Raw genomic sequence first — 18,845 nt, 5'->3', positions numbered from 1 at the left:
GCTAAATCTACCATTATGCAATCCCCTCATTTTCTTCATTTTCAAAATATTGTTCATTTTCTACCGCACTTTGATCCATATTATCTTTCAAGCCATTTTTTTCTTCTTGTAATGATTGAGCCGTTGCCGCTTCCCCTTCTCGAATTAAACGTAATTGAGCCTCAAGCGGATCGTCCCCTGAACGAACTTCTGCACCGAAACGAAACACAGATTCAGAAATCGTAAATTTACCGCTATGTTGATCGCCTACCGCATGAATCATACCTAAACGGCGTAAACGACTGATAGCTGAACGAACTTTTTCCGCTAATTTTTGTTTATCCAAATCAGAACCACCTGCACGCAAATTAATCGCTTTCAATAACTTAGTTTCATCAGCCAAGTTGATCAATTCATCATGAACTTCTTGAACAGTAAAAATCCCTTGTTGTGCCAAACGTTCCGGACTGAGATACAGGTAACAAAGCACTTTTCCAACTAACATTTCCAATTCACTCAACACTGAGCGAGCAATTAACGTGGTTGCTTTTGGACGTAAGTAGAAAAATCCTTCCGGAGCACGAATCAATTCCACATTATAACGCCGGTAGAAACTATCTAATTCATGTTGAAAATCTGCCAAAAATGAATAATTATCTAAATACTCTTGTCCAATGTGCTTACCTGAACGCAATTGGCTATCCACTTCAGGGAATAAAGGATTTGCAATAGCTCTAGCTAATTTAATGGAAAGTAAATCTTGAATACTATCTGTCATATTTTTCTCTTTTCTTTTCAGAAAGTTGTTAAATTAATCAGTTACAAAAAGTGCGGTTAAATTGGGTTAATATTTATCAATTACATGAGCCTGTACTTCTGCACCATTTTCGTTAATCGATCTCCAATTAGGATAAATACCGTTTAAATCATCTTGAGCTAAACCTAAACGAACGGCCTGATCAATAATAATACGAGCTATATCAAAATGATTAGCAAGTGGGTATTGTTTTAGTTGAGCGGTCAAAACCTCACTCAAATCAATAGGGGTATTTTGTAGACGATATTCAATTAATAAAGATTGCATTGTTTCCACAATTTGCTCATGTAAATCAGCAAGGGATTCATATTGCAATTCTTCGGGCAGTTCCCCAAGGGCTTCTTCTTCACGTAATGTTAATTCTTCTTCCCTCAAATCAATTAAGCGTTCAGCCTGTGCGATCCAAAGGAACCAAGGATGATCAAAATAATGATGAATAGACTGACGTAAACGCTGTGAAAAGACACGATTTTTATCCAAATCAATGGCTGTACGGATAAATTTATGTACATGGCGATCGTAACCAATCCATAAATCAATAGCTTGTTGCCCCCAGCTTATAATGCGGTCGAGTTTCGCTTGTAAATCTACAATAAGTTGCTCAACAAAATACAAATTGTCATGCCCTATTACACAGTCTTGAATACGTAACAATTGAGACTGTAATTTATCGCCGGCAGCATTGAGCGTATCTTGCAATTCACGTAAATTTCCCGAGGTTTCATCTAATAAACGTTCACAACTGGCAATAGCCGTTTGCCAATCTTTAGTAAGCAGTTCAGCAATTTCCTCTTTGATATGCTGTTGATTTTCATCCATCATACGTTGAGATAAATCAATGCTATCAAAGATTTCCGCTACAGAATATTTCAATGGTGCAAATACATTTTTACGCCAATAATGTTCATCACCGCCTTCTTCCGCAGATTCTGAAGCTCGTTGAATTTCATCTGCTACAATAGAAAGCTGAACAGATAAACGTAAAGCGGAAAATTCTCGCTGGCGAATATAGTAATCGGATACCCCTACACCTAAAGGAGTTAAGCGATAAATAGATAACCCTTCAGTAAACTCACTACTAAAGCGATTTAAAAAACGTTGTTTCACTAATTCATTGATGGAGTTATTCGCTCTTGTACTAACAGTTTCAGCGGATTGTTCAAACGTGTTTGAAATATGGCGAAAAATATCAATGAGATCAGTTTCCAACATTTCACCGTCAAGTCTTTCATTATTGTAAATAGCAATAGCCAGCAAAAACGCCAAGCGTTCTGTAGATAGACTCAAAGAAAACTCTCGTTCTCTCGTCCAGTTGACTAATTCAGGAATAGTTTGTGATGTTTCGAGCATTAACAATTCTCACAATGCAATAATTTACGCAAAATTGTGCAAGATTATAGCGTAATTTTGCTTTTTCTAATAGATATATGACTAAAAACTACCGCACTTTTATCTCGTACTTAATTTAAATAATAGATCATTAAAAACACAGTTTTCTGTTGGCAAAGTGGCAATTCCCCTTTACTATATCGCATTCTTAACAAGATCAGAAACTGTATGAGTTTAAATATCATTACCGAAAAAGATAAAAAACAAAGTTATAACTTGAATAAATTACAAAAGCGATTACGTCGCAATGTAGGCAACGCTATTGCTGACTTTAATATGATTGAAAATGGAGACAAAGTGATGGTTTGCCTATCCGGTGGTAAAGACAGTTATACTTTGTTAGATATTTTATTAAATTTACGCCTCAATGCACCTATTCATTTTGATATTGTGGCAGTGAATTTGGATCAAAAACAACCTGGCTTTCCTGAACATATTTTGCCCGAATATTTAAAAAGCATTAGTGTAGATTACAAAATTGTGGCAGAAAATACATATGGTATTGTAAAAGAAAAAATTCCTGAGGGAAAAACCACTTGTTCTCTCTGTTCTCGTTTACGTCGAGGAATTTTATACCGCACCGCAACAGAATTGGGGGCAACTAAAATTGCTTTAGGACATCATCGTGATGATATGCTGGAAACTTTGTTTTTGAATATGTTTTATGGGGGCAAATTAAAATCTATGCCGCCAAAACTGATCAGTGATGATGGCAAACAGATTGTTATTCGTCCTTTGGCTTACTGTAAAGAAAAAGATATTGAAAAATATGCAGTTGCCAAACAATTTCCAATTATTCCTTGTAATTTATGTGGTTCTCAACCAAATCTACAACGTCAAGTTGTCAAAGAAATGTTGCAAAAATGGGATCGTCAATATCCCGGACGCATTGAAACTATGTTTAGTGCGATACAAAATATAGTGCCTTCACATTTATGTGATTCTAACTTATTTGATTTTAAACGTATCCGACATGGAAAGATTCCGGAAGGAATAGAAGGTGATATTGCCTTTGATAAAGAAGCATTCTCACCTACTCCCCTCGTTCAAGAAAACGATGAAAAAATAGATTTTATTCAAGGCGAAATGATTAGTTTCAAAGAGGTAAATTAAGGTAAGAAAGTGCGGTGTAAAAAAATAAAATACTGACCGCACTTTTTAGCAACTATTTTGTCCATTATACCTTTTCTATTACGTTAAAATATAAAAGCCATTTACTTAATGTAAACGGCTTTTCTTAAAGAAACAAAAAATCCCTAATTTTTAGGTTTGGTTTTTTCCACTCTTGAACGTAATTTCTGTCCTGGTCTGAATACAACGACACGACGAGCAGAAACAGGAATAGCTTCACCTGTTTTAGGATTACGTCCCGGGCGAGATGACTTATCTCTTAATTCAAAATTACCAAATCCGGATAACTTAACATCTTCACCATTTTCTAATGAAACTCGAATTTGTTCAAAGAAGCCCTCTACTACTTTCTTCGCCTCTAATTTATTTAAACCCTGTTCAATCAAGCTATTTTTAAGTTCAATTTTAGTCAGTGCCATAATCAATCTCTCAAGTAAGCATTAAAATTTTGTTGCAACGCAGATAATACAACAGATATTACCGCATTAATATCTTTTTCTTCAAGGGTCTTCTCTGTATCTTGAATCATTAAGCTAAGTGCTAAACTTTTCTTATCGGCAGGTAGATTTACCCCCTGATAAACATCAAATAAATTTACATTAATGAGTTGTTTACCTCCAACAGCACGACAAACTTCCAGTACTTCTCCAGCCACAACGTCAGCGTCTACAACAATGGCAAGATCACGTTTATTGGCTGGGAAGCGAGAAATTTCTTGTGCTGTAGGGACATTACACTCAGAAATCGCATTCCATTCAATTTGGAATACAATCGGTTTTCCGGACAAATCCAATTTTTGTACAATTTTTGGATGAACTGTACCGATAAAACCAATTTCTTTGTTATCAAGTAAAATTTCTGCCGATTGTCCGGGATGTAGTGCCGGATAAGATTTAGCCACGAAACGCAAACGATGTCCAACGTGAGTTAAAGACAAAATATGTTCTAAATCACCTTTTAAATCAAAGAAATCAACATGTTCACCTTTTTGTTCCCAATGAACAGGACGTTTATCACCAACAATTACGCCCCCAATCACATATTCTTGGCGAATACCGCATTCTGCTGTAGTATCAGGAATAAAACGTAATCCTGCCTCAAACAAACGAATTCGATTTTGTTGCCGATTTTGGTTATATGCAACCGCACTCAGCAAGCCCGGCAATAACGATAATCGCATTGCCGACATTTCTTTTGAAATCGGATTTGGCAATACAAGTGCATCTAGTTCTGGGTGTAACAATTTTTGTATGTCAGGATCAACAAAGCTATAAGAAATAATCTCTTGATAGTCGCTGTCCACAAATGCGGTACGGATACGATTGAGATCTAATAATTTCTCTGGTAATTCCTTCATTTGTAGATGTGCTAAAGGTGCATTATTTGGAATCACATTGTAACCATAAATACGGGCAACCTCTTCAATTAAATCTTCTTCAATTTCAATATCAAAACGCCAGCTTGCAGAAGTAACCGTCCAGACATCATTCGCATATTCCACTGCAAATCCTAAACGTTGGAATATATCAGTAACGGTTTCTGTTTCAATATGATGGCCAAGTAAGGTATCTAATTTCGTACGACGTAGCTGAATTTGTTTTACTTTTGGTAAATGTGCTTCACTTAAAGCCTCACAAATTTCACCGGCATCACCGCCACAAATTTGAATTAAAAGTGCGGTTGCTCTTTCCATTGCTTTATGTGCCAATTCAAAATCCACACCACGTTCAAAACGATGCGAAGAATCCGTATGTAACCCGTATTGTCTTGCACGTCCTGCAATAGCCAATGGTGCAAAAAATGCCGCTTCTAAAATAACATCTTTAGTTTCTGCATTAACACCACTTGCCTGTCCGCCAAAGATGCCTGCCATGGCTAACGGCCCCTCTTGATCTGCGATTATCAGCGTATTTTCTTTCAATTTTGCTGTTGAACCGTCCAATAGAACCAATTCCTCCCCCTGCTTTGCCATACGAACCTGTACAGGTTGAGTCACTTTTGCCATGTCAAATGCGTGCATTGGTTGCCCAAGTTCTAACAAAATATAGTTAGTTATATCCACCACGGGATCGATTGAACGAATACCGCAACGATGCAATTTTTCTTGTAACCACATCGGTGTGTCGACTTTAACATTAATATTTTTCACCACACGTAAAAGATAACGTGGGCAAGCCTCAGGTGCTAATACTTCAATAGTGACTTTATCTTTAATACTTGCTTTGACCGGTTCAAAGTGCGGTGAGTTTAGTTCAAGTTTATTGACTACACCAATTTCACGAGCAATTCCGGCTATACTTAAACAATCAGCACGATTTGGTGTTAGACTAATTTCAATATTGTTATCATTCAGAGTTAAATATTCACGTAAATTAACACCTATCGGTGCATTTTGCGGTAATTCAATAATACCGCTGGAGTCCTCATTAATACCAAGCTCGTTAAAGGAGCATAACATTCCTTCCGATGGCTGACCACGTAATTTAGTTTTTTTAATTTTAAAATTACCAGGTAATATAGCCCCGTCTATTGCACAAGCGACTTTCAATCCTTTGCGACAATTCGGTGCCCCACATACTATATCTAATAAACGCTCGCCACCAATATTAACTTTGGTTACCCGTAATTTGTCTGCATCCGGATGTTTAGCACACTCTACAACTTCACCAACGACAACCCCTGAAAAATCTGCTGCGACTTTTGCTATATCATCTACTTCTAAGCCCAACATTGTAATTTGTTCACATAACTGTTCAGTACTTATTGCAGGATTTACCCATTCACGCACCCATTGTTCACTAAACTTCATTTATAATTCTCTCTCTATTTTAATAATTCAAATTCTAAGTTTTCAAACACAACATTATTAAATTGCACATCCAATTTGTAAATGCCGATAGGGTCATCTGTACCAAGTGCCCAACATAGAGTAGGTGTATTATTTCTAATATCTTTTTTCATCATGTCAAACATAATCAAAAAATTCTTCTGGTTATCTTCCATTCGTACTTTAGCATTAACATTCGGCACATTTACCTTTATCGGTGCAGGAGCTTGTACATATTGAGCTAAAAGATTTCTTTCCTGAAGATCGACATTAAGTATATATAAACAAAGATGACGTGGTTTGCTACGAGATAGTTTCTTTCCTTCAATGATTTTATAGGGTTTAACCGAATTATCAAATACACGAATGACTGCTGCCGGTTGTTTTTCCTGCATAGGCAATTTAACTTGTCCCTGTGAAAAAGCGAATGTAAAAGGGGAAAACATAACCAACGCGACTGATATTAATTTTTTCATATTTTTTGCCCTTATTATTTAAATTGTTTTAAAAAACGTAAGTCATTTTCAAAAAATGAACGTAAATCTGTGACGTTGTAGCGTAACATGGTTAAACGTTCTACTCCCATACCGACTGCAAACCCTGAATACTCATTTGGATCAATACCCACATTACGCAACACATTCGGGTGAACCATACCACAACCCAACACCTCAAGCCATTTACCATTTTTTCCCATTACATCCACTTCTGCCGAAGGTTCTGTAAATGGAAAATAAGATGGACGAAACCGCACTTGTAAATCTTCTTCAAAGAAAGCTCGCAAGAAATCATGCAACAACCCTTTTAATTCAGTAAAATTAGCTTTTTTATCAACATACAATAATTCAATTTGGTGAAACATTGGCGTATGCGTTTGATCATAATCATTACGATATACTTTGCCCGGTGCCATAATACGAATTGGAGGACACATTTTTTCCATAGTACGAATTTGTACTCCTGAAGTTTGAGTACGTAACAAACGTTCTGCATCAAACCAAAATGTATCATGATCAGCTCTGGCGGGATGATGTTTAGGAATATTTAACGCATCAAAATTGTAATAATCCGTTTCAATCTCAGGACCTATCTCAACAGTAAATCCTAGTTTTGAAAAAAATTGTACAACACGGTTAATAGTAATTGAAACAGGATGTAACCCTCCCAGTTCCATTTTTCTTCCCGGCAAACTAACATCAATTCGTTCTTGGGCTAATCTTTCATTTAACGCTATTTCTTCCCATTCCACTTTTTTTGCATTTAATATCGCTTGAACTTTCTGTTTCGCTTCATTAATTTTTGCACCAACTGCCGGTCTTTCCTCTGCCGACACATCACGTAACCCTTGCATTAATTGTGTAAAATGTCCCTTTTTACCAAAATATTCCACACGAATTGCCTCCAAGCTTTCAATGCTCTTATCTTGCAGTGCCTCAATTGCTTTCCGTGCTTCTTCAGTAATTTCTTGTAGGTTATACATACCTGTCCTCTAAATAATTAAAAATCCAATGTTTAAACGAAAATGCCCCTAATAATAATACTAACCTGTTAAAAAATCACGTGTTTCTTAACATTTAATGGCGATTAAAGAAAAAGTTCCAAAAACGACCTTTATGCTGTTGTTCAGATCTCTCTTCTAATCGTTGTCGAATCACATCTACGAGGGGAAGATTTTTTTCCAATCCAGCATCCTGTTCGCTTACTAAATATCGCTTAAATAGGATTTCAGTAGTCTGAAAAATATCGTCAACTGCCCAAATAAAGAATTTTTCTTGTTGAACAGCTTCGATTACTTTACTGGATAAACTGAGTTGATTTAATACCGCACTTGGAATAATTACACCTTGCTTTCCCGTTAATCTACGACGCTGACAAACTTCAAAAAAGCCTTCAATTTTATCGTTAACACCACCAACAGCATGCACTAAACCAAATTGATCAATACTACCTGTTACGGCAATATTTTGTGGTAACGGCAAATCAGCCAACGCACTTAATAACGAGCAGAAAACAGCCAAAGACGCACTATCACCATCAATATCACCATAAGATTGCTCAAATGCAATTGAGGCTGAAAAAGGCAATTGAGAAGGAAGATCTAAAATGCCGGCAAGACAAGTTTCTGCAATCATAATGCTTTTGCCATGGATATTCCCTGCCAGATCACTTTTTCTTTCAATATCAATTACTTCACCATCACCAAATTGAACAATGCAACTTATTCTTGAAGGCTCGCCAAAAGAAACCGGCGTACCGGGATATTCAATGACTGATAATCCGTTAATTTGTCCTATTATTTCCCCATCTGTAGCAATAAAAATTTGCTCCTGTAAAATGCCTTTATACGCCTGCTCACGTAAGAAACAGTACTGTTGTTCTTTTTGTTGAAAAAATAATTGAAAATCTACCGCACTTAAATGTTTTCTTTGACTTAAAATTTGTGTGTCAAATAAGATCCCTTTTAATTTTAATGGTGAGATACTAATTAAGTAACGATCTTCACTTTCTCTCACAAAAAGTTGATAAAGTGCATTTATTCCTTCAATACTCAGCTCAATTCCTTGTTTTTTTGCCAACGTATGAACATAACTTGCCCACTTTTGATGAGATTGTGCATCATTAAGCGAAAAATAACTTTCAATTTCTGCATAATCTGCGAAATGATACAGTTCCTCCTCCAATTCACCTAGGGTTGCCAACTCTGAACGATTACCTAAAATGATAACTTTTAGATTTAGGGGATAATTAGGAATTGTGCAAGGTAATGTTTTCAAAGGATTAAGAGAATACCAACTGAAAATACCTGTTAGTAATAAGTGTTTTAAACGATGCCATATCTCAAATTGCTCCAACAATGCACCGGCACTCAAAATCAATACACCATTATTTACTTGATGTACTAATCCTGAATTAAGTTGAATATCATGAGAACTGGGATGAATTACAACTGATCCGAATAACTGACTTTGATCGAAAAATAAAGCACTCGCCACTTTTTGTTTTCCTGCAAAGTTGTCTTCCACTGATGCTGCCTGTGCCAGACTGATTTGTGGAAAAGAAAAACTGTCTCCCTGTTCAATAATATACTGAACACCACTAATTGTTTCAGAAACAGGAAGTTTTTGTTCTATATATTCTTGTAGTAAAGTTGCATATTCAGCTTGATCATCTGCTTTTAAAACAAGCAATGATCGTTGAGGATTTTTTAGGAAAAGATCAACCGCACTTTTAGCTCTTGGTTGCAAAGTAAAAAAATCAATCTCAGATAATGAAGCGTCTAAAAAATCATTATCAAGTTGTAACATGGGTAATAAATTTTGCCAAGAAATTAACTGTTCTGACAAGCATTCGTCGGCTCTTTTTTTTATTTTTTGCTCAATTGTCACATGTACTCTCTATCAAATTAAACGATTAAGGTCATATTATCGCATATTTCTATTTAATTCACTTCTGTATTCTTGATTAAAATTTACTAGAAAATAATATAAAAAGCGTATATTATTACATAGGTTACAATGTCACAGATGAGTAAACAAAATGAAATATCAGAAGCTGACAAATCAAGAAGCAAATTGGAAATGGCTCTATTTGATCAAAAAATCACGCGAGGGTGAAAATATTACACGTTATACAGAACAAAGTTTACAAGAAGACATTGTTCGGCAATTAATGACACACCAAAACTACCCTGAAAAAATTGAAGATTGGATAGAAAATCATTTGTCATCAAATTTAGTTATTAAGTTGGATCAAGCTATAAGAGCAAGAAGAAAACGTTTTTTCAATGGCGAGAAACAATCTACAAAGAAAAAATCAATTGATCTAGAATATGCGGTCTGGCTTCGATTATCTCGTTATTCACGTAAAATGAAAATGACTTTATCGGAAACTATTTCTTATATGATTGATGAAAGAGAAAGCAAGGTCTTATATGAAAATCAAGTTTCCGTTATGAAAGAAGGTCTTAAAGATCTGCTAAAATAGCGAGTTTTATCACATAAAAAAGCAAGGTTAAAACCTTGCTCAATACACCGAAACAAAAAGCTTTGATTTTATTATTCAACCATGGGGATAATTTTTGTGGCATGAGAACCTTTATCTCCATGCACGACTTCACATTGTACTTTCTGTCCCGCCTTTAAAGAACGATACCCTTCCATTTCAATGACTGAATAATGTGCAAAAACATCAACATCACTACTTTCAACAGACAGGAATCCAAATCCTTTTGCATTATTAAACCACTTAACAATACCTACTTCCATAATATTTTAACCTCTTTGGTTTTAAGCCTTTACAGACCTCTATACTTCATAATAAGACTGTGAGCCTTACCACCTTCCTAAAATTTAACTAAATACTCAACGAAATTAACTATATTTGCAATAAATAATATTCAAAAATCCGACAGAGATCACAAAATTTCATTATATTTTGATTCAGGGTGTAACTTTTTTTCACGTAACACCTTCGCAACTAAGGCTATAGCCTCCCCACTACTCATACCTTGTCGCATTAATTCTTGAATTTTTTCTACCGCACTTTGCTGTTCTTCATGAGTTAATTTTACATTATTTAACATATACTTCCTCAAATGTTCTGAGCTATTTACCAATTAAATATTTTGAATAACAATTTCCATTGCTCATCTAAATCAGCAACAATTTCTATTGTTTCATTAGTTACCGGATGTTGAAAACAAAGTTTTTCAGCATGTAACATTAACCTGCTTACACCAAGATTTTGACTGAAAGCCCGATTTTGGTGTAAATCACCATATTGAGTATCACCCAAAATAGGATGAAAAATATGCTTTAAATGGCGACGTAATTGATGCTTACGTCCCGTATAAGGCATTAAACGTACAAGTGAATAGCGGGAAGAGCTATAACGCCCTACGCCATAAGGCATTTCAACGGTTTTTAAACCATAATAATCCGTTATTGCATCTTGCAGTTCTTCTTTTCGACTAAATTTATCTGCAATTTTGTCCAGTTGCACTTTAAGCGGATAATCAATTCGTTGAGCATCGCTCAAATAACCACGAACTATCGCCAAATAGCTTTTTTTCACTTGTTTTAATTCAAATTGTGAACATAATAAATTAGCAATTCCAGCATTTAAGGCAAAAAGTAAAACACCTGATGTTGGACGATCTAAACGATGAATAGGAAAAACATGTTGACCAATTTGATCTCGTAAAGTTTGCATGACAAATTGAGTTTCATGACGATCTAGCCAACTGCGGTGAACCAACATTCCGGCAGGTTTATTCACTACAACGAGAAACTCATCTTGATATAAAATATCCAATTCTATTGGCTCTGACATAATTTCTCAATTTCATGAATAGGCTGTAGTAGGTCATTTAATCCATCAAGATCTTTTAATGCTTCTTCGATATAAGGCGTAATTGCCATTTTATACGGTAAAGATTGTTGACTCTCCAGCAACGCATACATACGAGGGATAAAAACCCACTGTAACCATTCATTAGCACTCATAGTATCCATAGAAAAAGGGGCGGTGCTTGAAAAAGCCTGTTCATCGGGCGGAAAGGATTGCCATAATTCTAAGTCTTGCATAATTTTTTGTAACGCTTTTAAGTGCGTTTTGATTTCAATTTTCATGCGTTATATTCCAAAATAAAAAGCGGTATTCTATGCAAATTAATTATGTTAATCTACCCTTTCGAATAATCATCAAACAATAAATATGTATCTAGTTGAAGTATTTTTTACCTATCGACAACCTCAAAAATTGCCAATTAGTAATATTTCTTATCTAATTAATCAAATTATTGAGCAATGGCGTTATAACGGACAAATTATTGGACGTGAAATTCCATTATTTGTTGCAGTTCAAAATAATGAAGAGGGATTTGCATTGCGAGTAACTTGTCCAGAACAGCAAAGTTTGTTACCTACATTCAATAACATACAAGTAGATAAAGCCCTTGAACAAGCAAAAAGTGCGGGGATTTTTTTTGATAGTTTTCAAATCATTGCGGATGATTTAAATTCAGATATAACTTACCCAAAAGAGGTAGCGACTTGGCAAGTGCTGTATACAACGTATTTGCAATCTTGTTCTCCGCTACATAGCGGTGATAATTTATTGCCCATTCCATTATATAAACAATTTAAAAACATACCGCACTTGAGTATGGATATTATTAAATGGCAAGAAAATTGGCAGGCTTGTGATCAATTGCAAATGAACGGTTCAATTTTAGAGCAACAAGCACTGTATGAAATCAGTGATTTCAATAGTCATTTAACTAAACACGGCTATTATCTGACTCAAGAAATTGAAAAACATACCGGTATCCCCACTTTTTATTATCTTTATCGCATTGGCGGTGATAATCTGCAAAGTGAACAACAACGCTTATGTCCTAATTGTCAGCAAAAATGGCATTTAGATAAACCGTTATTTAACCTCTTTCATTTTAAATGTGATCATTGTCGCCTAGTTTCCAATTTATCTTGGCATTGGCAATAACAAAAAGGACGAATCATGCAATACCATGACCAAAGTTTACAAACATTAAAATTAGGAAAAAAAACAGAATATATCTCTACTTACGACCGCACTTTATTACAAGCGGTACCACGCAAACTTAACCGAGATGATTTAGGTATTAGTACAAAACAGCCCTTTAGCTTCGGTGCGGATATTTGGACGGCCTATGAAATTTCTTGGCTAAATTTAAAAGGTGTTCCTCAAGTTGCTATTGCTGATGTTGAAATTGATTATCAAAGTGAAAATCTGATTGAATCAAAAAGTTTTAAACTTTATTTAAATAGTTTTAATCAAAGTCAGTTTGAAAATCTACAACAGGTTGAACAAATACTGCAACAAGATTTAATAAAATGTGCAAAAGGGCAAGTAAAAGTGCGGTTAAATTCGTTACAGAATTATGCTCAACAACCCATCGCTACTCTACAAGGTGAATGTATTGATGAACAAGATATTGAAATACTATGCTATGAATTTGATCCAAATTTATTAGAAAATTGCACCAACAAGCAATGGGTCGAAGAAAAATTAGTCAGCCATTTGCTGAAATCAAATTGCCTAATTACCAATCAACCGGATTGGGGAACTGTGCAAATTCATTATATTGGTAACCAAATAAACAGAGAAAAACTCTTGCGTTATCTTATTTCCTTTCGACAACACAATGAATTTCATGAACAATGTGTAGAGCGTATTTTCTGTGATCTGATGAAATTTGCACAACCTGAAAAACTGAGTGTTTATGCTCGATATACACGAAGAGGCGGATTGGATATTAATCCATTTCGTTCCAATTTTGAGCCTATTCCGCTTAACCAGCGTCTTGCACGCCAATAAAAAGGAACTTTTATGAAAAATATACATTATGTTAATCCCAAAGGAAGTATGGATCAACTTTCACATATGGAAGTTGAACAATTAACCAAAAAAGCTAAAAGTAAGCTTTATCAACTTTATCGCAATTGTTCATTAGCCGTATTAAACTCAGGTGCAATTACGGACGACAGCCGTGCGTTGTTAAATCAATATTCCGATTTTGATATTAATTTGGTAGCAAGAGAACGTGGCATTGCTTTAGAGTTGCATAACCCACCGGTAAATGCTTTTGTTGATAATAAAATGATTAAAAATATTCAATATCATTTATTTGCTGTGCTGCGTGATATTTTATTTGTTAATGTCTTAAATCAACGCATTAACCCTTGTGATATTCAAGACAGTAAACATATCACTAACCAAGTCTTCTCTATTTTACGTAATGCAAAGGCTTTCACTAATGGAGAACAACCAAATCTAGTCGTTTGTTGGGGCGGACATTCAATTAATCAAATTGAATATCAATATTGTCGTGCTGTGGGGTTGGAGCTTGGGCTTCGTGAATTAAATATTATTACAGGTTGCGGAACAGGTGCCATGGAGGCACCGATGAAAGGAGCAGCTATCGGTCATGCGAACCAACGTTATAAACAAAGTCGTTTTATTGGTATTACAGAACCGTCTATTATTGCTTCAGAACCGCCAAATCCACTTGTAAATGAACTCATTATCATGCCTGATATTGAAAAACGCCTAGAAGCATTTGTTCGTATGGGACATGGAATTATTATTTTCCCCGGCGGTCCCGGTACTTTTGAAGAATTACTTTATATTTTAGGTATTAAACTTAACCCTGCCAATAATGCACAAAAGTTGCCGTTAATCTTAACCGGACCAAAAGAAAGTGCGGATTATTTCGCTTCAATTGATCAATTCATTGGTGACACTTTAGGGGAAGATGCACAATCTTTATATCAAATTATTATTGATGATCCTGTGTCGGTTGCTCGTCACATGAACGAAACCATAAGTGATATTAAAAAATCACGCTATGAAAAAAATGAGTCGTATTATTTCAACTGGTCATTAGAAATTACTGCTGAATTTCAAAAACCGTTTATCCCAACTCATGAAAACATGGCAAATTTAGCTTTACATTTTGACCAATCTAAAGTTGATTTAGCTGCTAATTTACGCCGAGTTTTCTCAGGAATTGTAGCGGGAAATATCAAACCGGATACTCAAGATAAAATTGCAGAATTAGGAAAATTCAAACTAAAAGGTGATCCCGTATTAATGGAAAAAGTCGACAATTTATTGCAAGATTTCATCAACCAGCACAGAATGAAATTACCTGGAGGTGATGCTTATGAACCTTGCTATGAAATAGAAAATCAAGGAAAACTACCTAAATAGATCAAATATAAACAATTGCAAATTTATTTGTTTATTAAAGGAAAAAACTTAGGTTCATAAAAGTAAGGCGAGTATTGATTATTCGCCTTTGTTTGTATTGATCTGACGGCTAATTTCTTAACCCTACCCCACGACTAATCAAGTAATATGCCAAGCTATAAAGTGCGGTAATGAATAACGCCAAAACAAAGAAAGTATAGTAAATTTCAACATCACTAATACCTAAAAAACCATATCTAAACCCATTGATCATATAAACAATAGGATTAAGTTTAGATAGGTTTTGCCATAATTCCGGAAGCAAAGAAATAGAATAAAAAACGCCGCCAAGATAAGTTAAGGGGGTTAAAACGAAAGTTGGAATAATACTTATATCATCAAAAGAGCGGGCAAAAACGGCATTGATTAAACCACCCAAAGCAAAGGTTGCTGTTGTCATTAAAAGTGTCAACACAATAATTAGCCATGAATAGACAGTCATTTCCACAAAAAACATAGCAACGATTGTTACTAAAATACCAACGCACAAACCTCTGGCTATACCACCAGCCATATATCCTAAAATAATAATATGAGAAGAAGTAGGTGAAATGAGTAATTCTTCTATATTTTTAGCAAATTTGGTACTGTAAAAGGAAGAAGCCACATTAGCAAAGGAATTGGTTAATGCGGACATCATAATTAGTCCTGGTACGATAAACTGCATGTAGCTAAAGCCGTTCATTTCTCCAATTCTTGATCCAATCAAATGACCAAAAATAATAAAATAAAGTGTCATTGTAATGACCGGTGGGACTAAAGTTTGTACCCAAATACGAGTAAAACGACGAATTTCTTTAGTTAAAATTGTTTTAAACGCAATCCAAGCTAACATTATATTTTCTCCGTGATTTTTGGTTTATTTAATGCCATAGAAACAAATAGTTCCTCTAAGCGATTAGCCTTATTGCGCATACTTAATACGATAATTCCTTGTTCGCTTAATTGAGAAAAGAGTTGGTTTAATCCTTGCCCACGCTTAACTTCAACTTCCATTGTTAGCTCATCAATAATTGTGACGTTGTAATTATCAACCTTTGGCGTTGAACTAGAAAGTGCTAAATCTAAAATAAAAGTTTCTGTCTCTAACTGTGACAATAAGGCTTTTATCGACATATCAACAATCAGTTTACCTTGCTGAATAATGCCAATATGACGGCATAAATTTTCAGCTTCCTCTAAGTAATGTGTGGTTAAAATAATCGTTGTTCCTTGTTGATTAAGTTCTTTTAAAAAAGTCCACATAGCACGTCGCAGTTCAATATCAACACCGGCGGTAGGCTCATCTAAAATTAATAGTTTAGGATTGTGCATTAATGCTCGAGCAATCATTAAACGGCGTTTCATACCACCTGATAAACGCATAGCTTGTTGATCTTTCTTTTCCCATAAATCTAATTTTTTTAGCCATATTTCAGATCTCTTAAGTGCTTCTTTTCGCTCAATACCATAATAGCCGGCTTGATTCACTAGAATGTCTTGAATTTTTTCAAATTGATTAAAGTTAAATTCTTGTGGTACTAAGCCAATATGCCGTTTTAATTGAGCTAATTGCCGATCCAAATCATAACCAAACACTTTTATTGTTCCGCTGGTTTTATTTATTAAAGAGCTGATGATGCCAATGGTTGTTGATTTGCCTGCACCGTTATGTCCCAACAACGCATAAAAATCTCCCTCTTCTACACTAAGCTCAATTCCGGATAGTGCTTTAACCCCATTTTTATATTCTTTTGTCAATTGTTTAATTTCTAAAGCTAACATTTATATTCTCGCTACGTCAAATTTACTCAGATCAATGCAGTCTTCTGTTTTATAAAATTCTGCTAAGGCTTTACGCAAAGTTTCAGCTCGTTTCGGTAACCCCTTTTTTGCATAAAATCTGACTTGTTCATAAACTGCCAACTTAAAAGGTTGTGTATCTCCCGGATTGCCGTTTAAATTATCGCTACTCGCAAAATAGCGAAATCCCGCCGCAGTTGCTAAAATCCATTCCAATGCCTGAGGTTTTACCTCTGCTTGCTCAAATTCACGCTGTTTTTCCATTGAACGCCCATCAGGTTCATACCAATAACCAAAATCCTCTAATTTTCGCCGCTCTTTTCCTGCAATAAGCCAATGTGCAATCTCATGTAAAGCACTACTATAAAAACCACGTGCGAAATAAATAGCATTATAAGAGCAATCTTTATTGGCAGGAACATAAAGCGGCTCATCGCCACCTTTAACTAACCTTGTATTATACTCTTGCTCAAAGCATCGATTAAAAATGTAAATAATATCTTCTAATTTATGTTCCATAAAAATCCCAAAATTCTAGTTAAATCAACAAGAAAGCGGACTAATGTCCGCTTTAGAAAGATCTATTCAATAATTAATGATTTATCCAACCCAAACAAATTTCGCTACAAAAAGCAAAGATACAACCCAAACCGGTGCATTAATCTCTTTCCAGCGACCAGTACAAGTCTTCATGACACAATAGCTGATAAAACCAAAGGCAATACCTTCGGTAATTGAATAAGTAAATGGCATCATTGCCGCAGTAATAAAAGCTGATGTTGCTTCAGTTAAATCGTCCCATTCAACTCGAATTAAGCTTGATGCCATCAAAATACCTACATAAACTAATGCCCCCGCTGTTGCGTAAGCCGGCACCATACCAGCCAATGGAGAGAAGAAAATAGTAAGTAAAAATAAAATTCCGACTACAACAGCGGTCATTCCGGTACGACCTCCGACAGATACTCCGGCACCACTTTCAATATAAGTGCTGATTGCCGATGTACCGATATAAGAACCCGTTACAGCACTAATACTGTCTACATATAACGCTTGCTTCATTTTTGGGAAACGACCTTGAGCATCACTAAAACCGGCCTTATCTGTTACACCAAGCAAAGTTCCGGATGAATCAAATAAATTTACTAACAAAAAAGAAAAAATAATGCCTAAAAGTGCGGTATCTAATGCACCTAAAACATCAACTTTTCCGACTACAGCATCAAGGCTTGGGGGCATAGAAATAACGCCGTTAAAAACCACATTTTCATCAAAAATCAATGCTAAAGCCGTAATAGTAACAATAGAAACCAAGACTCCAGAATAAATATTACGTGCAGCCAACACTACAATAATAAAAAATCCCAAAACCCCCATTAAAACTTGCGGGCTATGTAAGTCACCAAGCGAAACCAACGTTACCGGATTAGGTACAACCAGTCCCATATTTTTAAAGCCGATTAAAGCAATAAAAAATCCTATCCCAGCTCCGATACCGACACGCAAACTCAGCGGAATAGATGCCATCAGCCAATAGCGAATTTGAAAGACAGTTAGTAAAAGTAACCCTACCGATCCCCAGAAAATTGTCCCCATACCAATTTCCCAAGAATACCCTAGTTTTCCTACCACGACGTAAGCAAAAAAGGCATTCAATCCCATCGCTGGTGCAAGTGCAATAGGTAAATTACTAAATAATCCCATTGCAATTGTTCCCAAACCGGCAATTAAACAAGTCGTTACAAAGACAACCTGTTTATCCATTCCTGCATCACCTAAAATCGACGGATTGACAAAAACGATATAAACCATAGTAAAAAATGTGGTAATTCCCGCAATGATTTCTGTTTTTGTAGTCGTCTTTTTTTCGTTAAACTTGAAGTATTTTTGTAGAAAAGATTGATTTTCCATTATATGTGTTTCCAAATGAATTAATGACAAAAATGAAAAACATTAGAAAGGTGTTTTTCGTACGGATTCTAGCAAAGATCTTCTATTTTAGCGATTAAATTTTGGAGAATTTATAATGACGTTTTAAATCAGTCTCATATCAAACAATACCAAGGTTTTTATTAATTTCTGCACTTCTGTTACATCTATTTTAGCATCCTGACCGAATTCTTTATC

The 18,845-nt window shown here is 35.4% G+C and carries 20 protein-coding genes; 5 read left to right on the top strand and 15 right to left on the bottom strand.

The annotated features are described in order from the left end of the window. Window positions 1–13: 13 nt before the first annotated feature. Together mukE and mukF are read right to left on the bottom strand one after the other, a co-directional pair. Complete coding sequence (gene mukE / locus HSM_RS06920; RefSeq protein ID WP_012340496.1) at window positions 14–757, bottom strand: chromosome partition protein MukE; 744 nt, start codon at window positions 755–757, stop codon at window positions 14–16. Window positions 758–823: 66 nt separating this feature from the next. Next, window positions 824–2,146: a chromosome partition protein MukF gene (gene mukF / locus HSM_RS06915; RefSeq protein WP_012340494.1), complete on the bottom strand. Its 1,323-nt coding sequence runs from the start codon at window positions 2,144–2,146 to the stop codon at window positions 824–826. A gap of 207 nt (window positions 2,147–2,353) precedes the next feature. On the opposite strand from mukF, the gene ttcA reads away from it, so the two are divergent. Beyond that, window positions 2,354–3,298, top strand: a complete 945-nt coding sequence (ttcA, locus tag HSM_RS06910; protein WP_012340493.1) for a tRNA 2-thiocytidine(32) synthetase TtcA — start codon at window positions 2,354–2,356, stop codon at window positions 3,296–3,298. A 143-nt stretch (window positions 3,299–3,441) separates the two neighbouring features. Here the strand turns inward: ttcA and HSM_RS06905 are convergent, their stop codons facing one another. From HSM_RS06905 to HSM_RS06885, 5 genes are all read right to left on the bottom strand, one after another. After that, a complete protein-coding gene (locus HSM_RS06905; protein ID WP_011609015.1) occupies window positions 3,442–3,735 on the bottom strand; it encodes an integration host factor subunit alpha in 294 nt (97 codons plus the stop codon). Between the two features lie 2 nt (window positions 3,736–3,737). Beyond that, window positions 3,738–6,125 carry a phenylalanine--tRNA ligase subunit beta gene (gene pheT / locus HSM_RS06900; protein ID WP_012340492.1) on the bottom strand — a complete coding sequence of 796 codons (2,388 nt, stop codon included), beginning with the start codon at window positions 6,123–6,125 and terminating at the stop codon, window positions 3,738–3,740. A gap of 14 nt (window positions 6,126–6,139) precedes the next feature. After that, on the bottom strand, window positions 6,140–6,619 hold the full coding sequence (locus HSM_RS06895; protein ID WP_012340491.1) for a hypothetical protein: 480 nt from the start codon (window positions 6,617–6,619) through the stop codon (window positions 6,140–6,142). Window positions 6,620–6,633: 14 nt separating this feature from the next. Beyond that, window positions 6,634–7,623, bottom strand: a complete 990-nt coding sequence (gene pheS / locus HSM_RS06890) for a phenylalanine--tRNA ligase subunit alpha (protein ID WP_012340490.1) — start codon at window positions 7,621–7,623, stop codon at window positions 6,634–6,636. Between the two features lie 94 nt (window positions 7,624–7,717). Continuing rightward, window positions 7,718–9,448 carry an AAA family ATPase gene (locus HSM_RS06885; protein ID WP_233145392.1) on the bottom strand — a complete coding sequence of 577 codons (1,731 nt, stop codon included), beginning with the start codon at window positions 9,446–9,448 and terminating at the stop codon, window positions 7,718–7,720. A gap of 232 nt (window positions 9,449–9,680) precedes the next feature. Between HSM_RS06885 and matP the strand changes: the two genes are divergently transcribed. Continuing rightward, on the top strand, window positions 9,681–10,127 hold the full coding sequence (gene matP, locus HSM_RS06880; protein WP_011609010.1) for a macrodomain Ter protein MatP: 447 nt from the start codon (window positions 9,681–9,683) through the stop codon (window positions 10,125–10,127). Between the two features lie 71 nt (window positions 10,128–10,198). Here the strand turns inward: matP and cspD are convergent, their stop codons facing one another. The 4 genes from cspD to HSM_RS06865 all read right to left on the bottom strand — a co-directional run bounded on the left by cspD (window position 10,199) and on the right by HSM_RS06865 (window position 11,773). Further along, window positions 10,199–10,408 carry a cold shock domain-containing protein CspD gene (gene cspD / locus HSM_RS06875; RefSeq protein WP_011609009.1) on the bottom strand — a complete coding sequence of 70 codons (210 nt, stop codon included), beginning with the start codon at window positions 10,406–10,408 and terminating at the stop codon, window positions 10,199–10,201. 149 nt (window positions 10,409–10,557) lie between these two features. Next, the gene (locus HSM_RS10625; protein WP_012340488.1) at window positions 10,558–10,725 is read right to left on the bottom strand and encodes a YoaH family protein; all 168 of its coding nucleotides are present in this window, start codon (window positions 10,723–10,725) and stop codon (window positions 10,558–10,560) included. 26 nt (window positions 10,726–10,751) lie between these two features. Beyond that, window positions 10,752–11,474, bottom strand: a complete 723-nt coding sequence (gene truC / locus HSM_RS06870; RefSeq protein ID WP_012340487.1) for a tRNA pseudouridine(65) synthase TruC — start codon at window positions 11,472–11,474, stop codon at window positions 10,752–10,754. Next, the gene (locus HSM_RS06865) at window positions 11,459–11,773 is read right to left on the bottom strand and encodes a YqcC family protein (RefSeq protein WP_012340486.1); all 315 of its coding nucleotides are present in this window, start codon (window positions 11,771–11,773) and stop codon (window positions 11,459–11,461) included. Before HSM_RS06865 ends, truC begins: the two co-directional genes overlap by 16 nt. A gap of 85 nt (window positions 11,774–11,858) precedes the next feature. Here HSM_RS06865 and HSM_RS06860 point away from each other — a divergent pair, with 85 nt between their 5' ends. From HSM_RS06860 to ppnN, 3 genes are read left to right on the top strand one after another with little or no spacing between them, the layout of a single operon-like run. After that, window positions 11,859–12,647: a Zn-ribbon-containing protein gene (locus tag HSM_RS06860; protein ID WP_012340485.1), complete on the top strand. Its 789-nt coding sequence runs from the start codon at window positions 11,859–11,861 to the stop codon at window positions 12,645–12,647. Window positions 12,648–12,662: 15 nt separating this feature from the next. Then, the gene (gene queF / locus HSM_RS06855) at window positions 12,663–13,502 is read left to right on the top strand and encodes an NADPH-dependent 7-cyano-7-deazaguanine reductase QueF (protein WP_012340484.1); all 840 of its coding nucleotides are present in this window, start codon (window positions 12,663–12,665) and stop codon (window positions 13,500–13,502) included. 12 nt (window positions 13,503–13,514) lie between these two features. Next, on the top strand, window positions 13,515–14,897 hold the full coding sequence (gene ppnN / locus HSM_RS06850) for a nucleotide 5'-monophosphate nucleosidase PpnN (protein ID WP_012340483.1): 1,383 nt from the start codon (window positions 13,515–13,517) through the stop codon (window positions 14,895–14,897). Window positions 14,898–15,006: 109 nt separating this feature from the next. Here the strand turns inward: ppnN and HSM_RS06845 are convergent, their stop codons facing one another. The 4 genes from HSM_RS06845 to HSM_RS06830 all read right to left on the bottom strand — a co-directional run bounded on the left by HSM_RS06845 (window position 15,007) and on the right by HSM_RS06830 (window position 18,629). Then, complete coding sequence (locus HSM_RS06845) at window positions 15,007–15,771, bottom strand: ABC transporter permease (protein ID WP_012340482.1); 765 nt, start codon at window positions 15,769–15,771, stop codon at window positions 15,007–15,009. Then, a complete protein-coding gene (locus tag HSM_RS06840; protein WP_012340481.1) occupies window positions 15,771–16,700 on the bottom strand; it encodes an ABC transporter ATP-binding protein in 930 nt (309 codons plus the stop codon). The genes HSM_RS06845 and HSM_RS06840 overlap by 1 nt, the downstream gene beginning before the upstream one ends. Next, complete coding sequence (locus tag HSM_RS06835) at window positions 16,701–17,237, bottom strand: elongation factor P hydroxylase (RefSeq protein WP_012340480.1); 537 nt, start codon at window positions 17,235–17,237, stop codon at window positions 16,701–16,703. Between the two features lie 81 nt (window positions 17,238–17,318). Next, window positions 17,319–18,629 carry an NCS2 family permease gene (locus tag HSM_RS06830; RefSeq protein ID WP_012340479.1) on the bottom strand — a complete coding sequence of 437 codons (1,311 nt, stop codon included), beginning with the start codon at window positions 18,627–18,629 and terminating at the stop codon, window positions 17,319–17,321. Between the last annotated feature and the right edge of the window lie 216 nt (window positions 18,630–18,845).

This window comes from Histophilus somni 2336 (assembly GCF_000019405.1).
GTDB classification, from domain to species: Bacteria; Pseudomonadota; Gammaproteobacteria; order Enterobacterales; family Pasteurellaceae; genus Histophilus; species Histophilus somni.
The sequence above is the reverse complement of the archived record's forward strand: the minus strand, read 5'-3'. Positions and strand labels throughout refer to the sequence as shown.

Coding starts and splice junctions, on each gene's coding strand:
- mukE (WP_012340496.1), bottom strand. CDS start 757: ATGACAGATAGTATTCAAGATTTACTTTCCATTAAATTAGCTAGAGCT.
- mukF (WP_012340494.1), bottom strand. CDS start 2,146: ATGCTCGAAACATCACAAACTATTCCTGAATTAGTCAACTGGACGAGA.
- ttcA (WP_012340493.1), top strand. CDS start 2,354: ATGAGTTTAAATATCATTACCGAAAAAGATAAAAAACAAAGTTATAAC.
- HSM_RS06905 (WP_011609015.1), bottom strand. CDS start 3,735: ATGGCACTGACTAAAATTGAACTTAAAAATAGCTTGATTGAACAGGGT.
- pheT (WP_012340492.1), bottom strand. CDS start 6,125: ATGAAGTTTAGTGAACAATGGGTGCGTGAATGGGTAAATCCTGCAATA.
- HSM_RS06895 (WP_012340491.1), bottom strand. CDS start 6,619: ATGAAAAAATTAATATCAGTCGCGTTGGTTATGTTTTCCCCTTTTACA.
- pheS (WP_012340490.1), bottom strand. CDS start 7,623: ATGTATAACCTACAAGAAATTACTGAAGAAGCACGGAAAGCAATTGAG.
- HSM_RS06885 (WP_233145392.1), bottom strand. CDS start 9,448: ATGTTACAACTTGATAATGATTTTTTAGACGCTTCATTATCTGAGATT.
- matP (WP_011609010.1), top strand. CDS start 9,681: ATGAAATATCAGAAGCTGACAAATCAAGAAGCAAATTGGAAATGGCTC.
- cspD (WP_011609009.1), bottom strand. CDS start 10,408: ATGGAAGTAGGTATTGTTAAGTGGTTTAATAATGCAAAAGGATTTGGA.
- HSM_RS10625 (WP_012340488.1), bottom strand. CDS start 10,725: ATGTTAAATAATGTAAAATTAACTCATGAAGAACAGCAAAGTGCGGTA.
- truC (WP_012340487.1), bottom strand. CDS start 11,474: ATGTCAGAGCCAATAGAATTGGATATTTTATATCAAGATGAGTTTCTC.
- HSM_RS06865 (WP_012340486.1), bottom strand. CDS start 11,773: ATGAAAATTGAAATCAAAACGCACTTAAAAGCGTTACAAAAAATTATG.
- HSM_RS06860 (WP_012340485.1), top strand. CDS start 11,859: ATGTATCTAGTTGAAGTATTTTTTACCTATCGACAACCTCAAAAATTG.
- queF (WP_012340484.1), top strand. CDS start 12,663: ATGCAATACCATGACCAAAGTTTACAAACATTAAAATTAGGAAAAAAA.
- ppnN (WP_012340483.1), top strand. CDS start 13,515: ATGAAAAATATACATTATGTTAATCCCAAAGGAAGTATGGATCAACTT.
- HSM_RS06845 (WP_012340482.1), bottom strand. CDS start 15,771: ATGTTAGCTTGGATTGCGTTTAAAACAATTTTAACTAAAGAAATTCGT.
- HSM_RS06840 (WP_012340481.1), bottom strand. CDS start 16,700: ATGTTAGCTTTAGAAATTAAACAATTGACAAAAGAATATAAAAATGGG.
- HSM_RS06835 (WP_012340480.1), bottom strand. CDS start 17,237: ATGGAACATAAATTAGAAGATATTATTTACATTTTTAATCGATGCTTT.
- HSM_RS06830 (WP_012340479.1), bottom strand. CDS start 18,629: ATGGAAAATCAATCTTTTCTACAAAAATACTTCAAGTTTAACGAAAAA.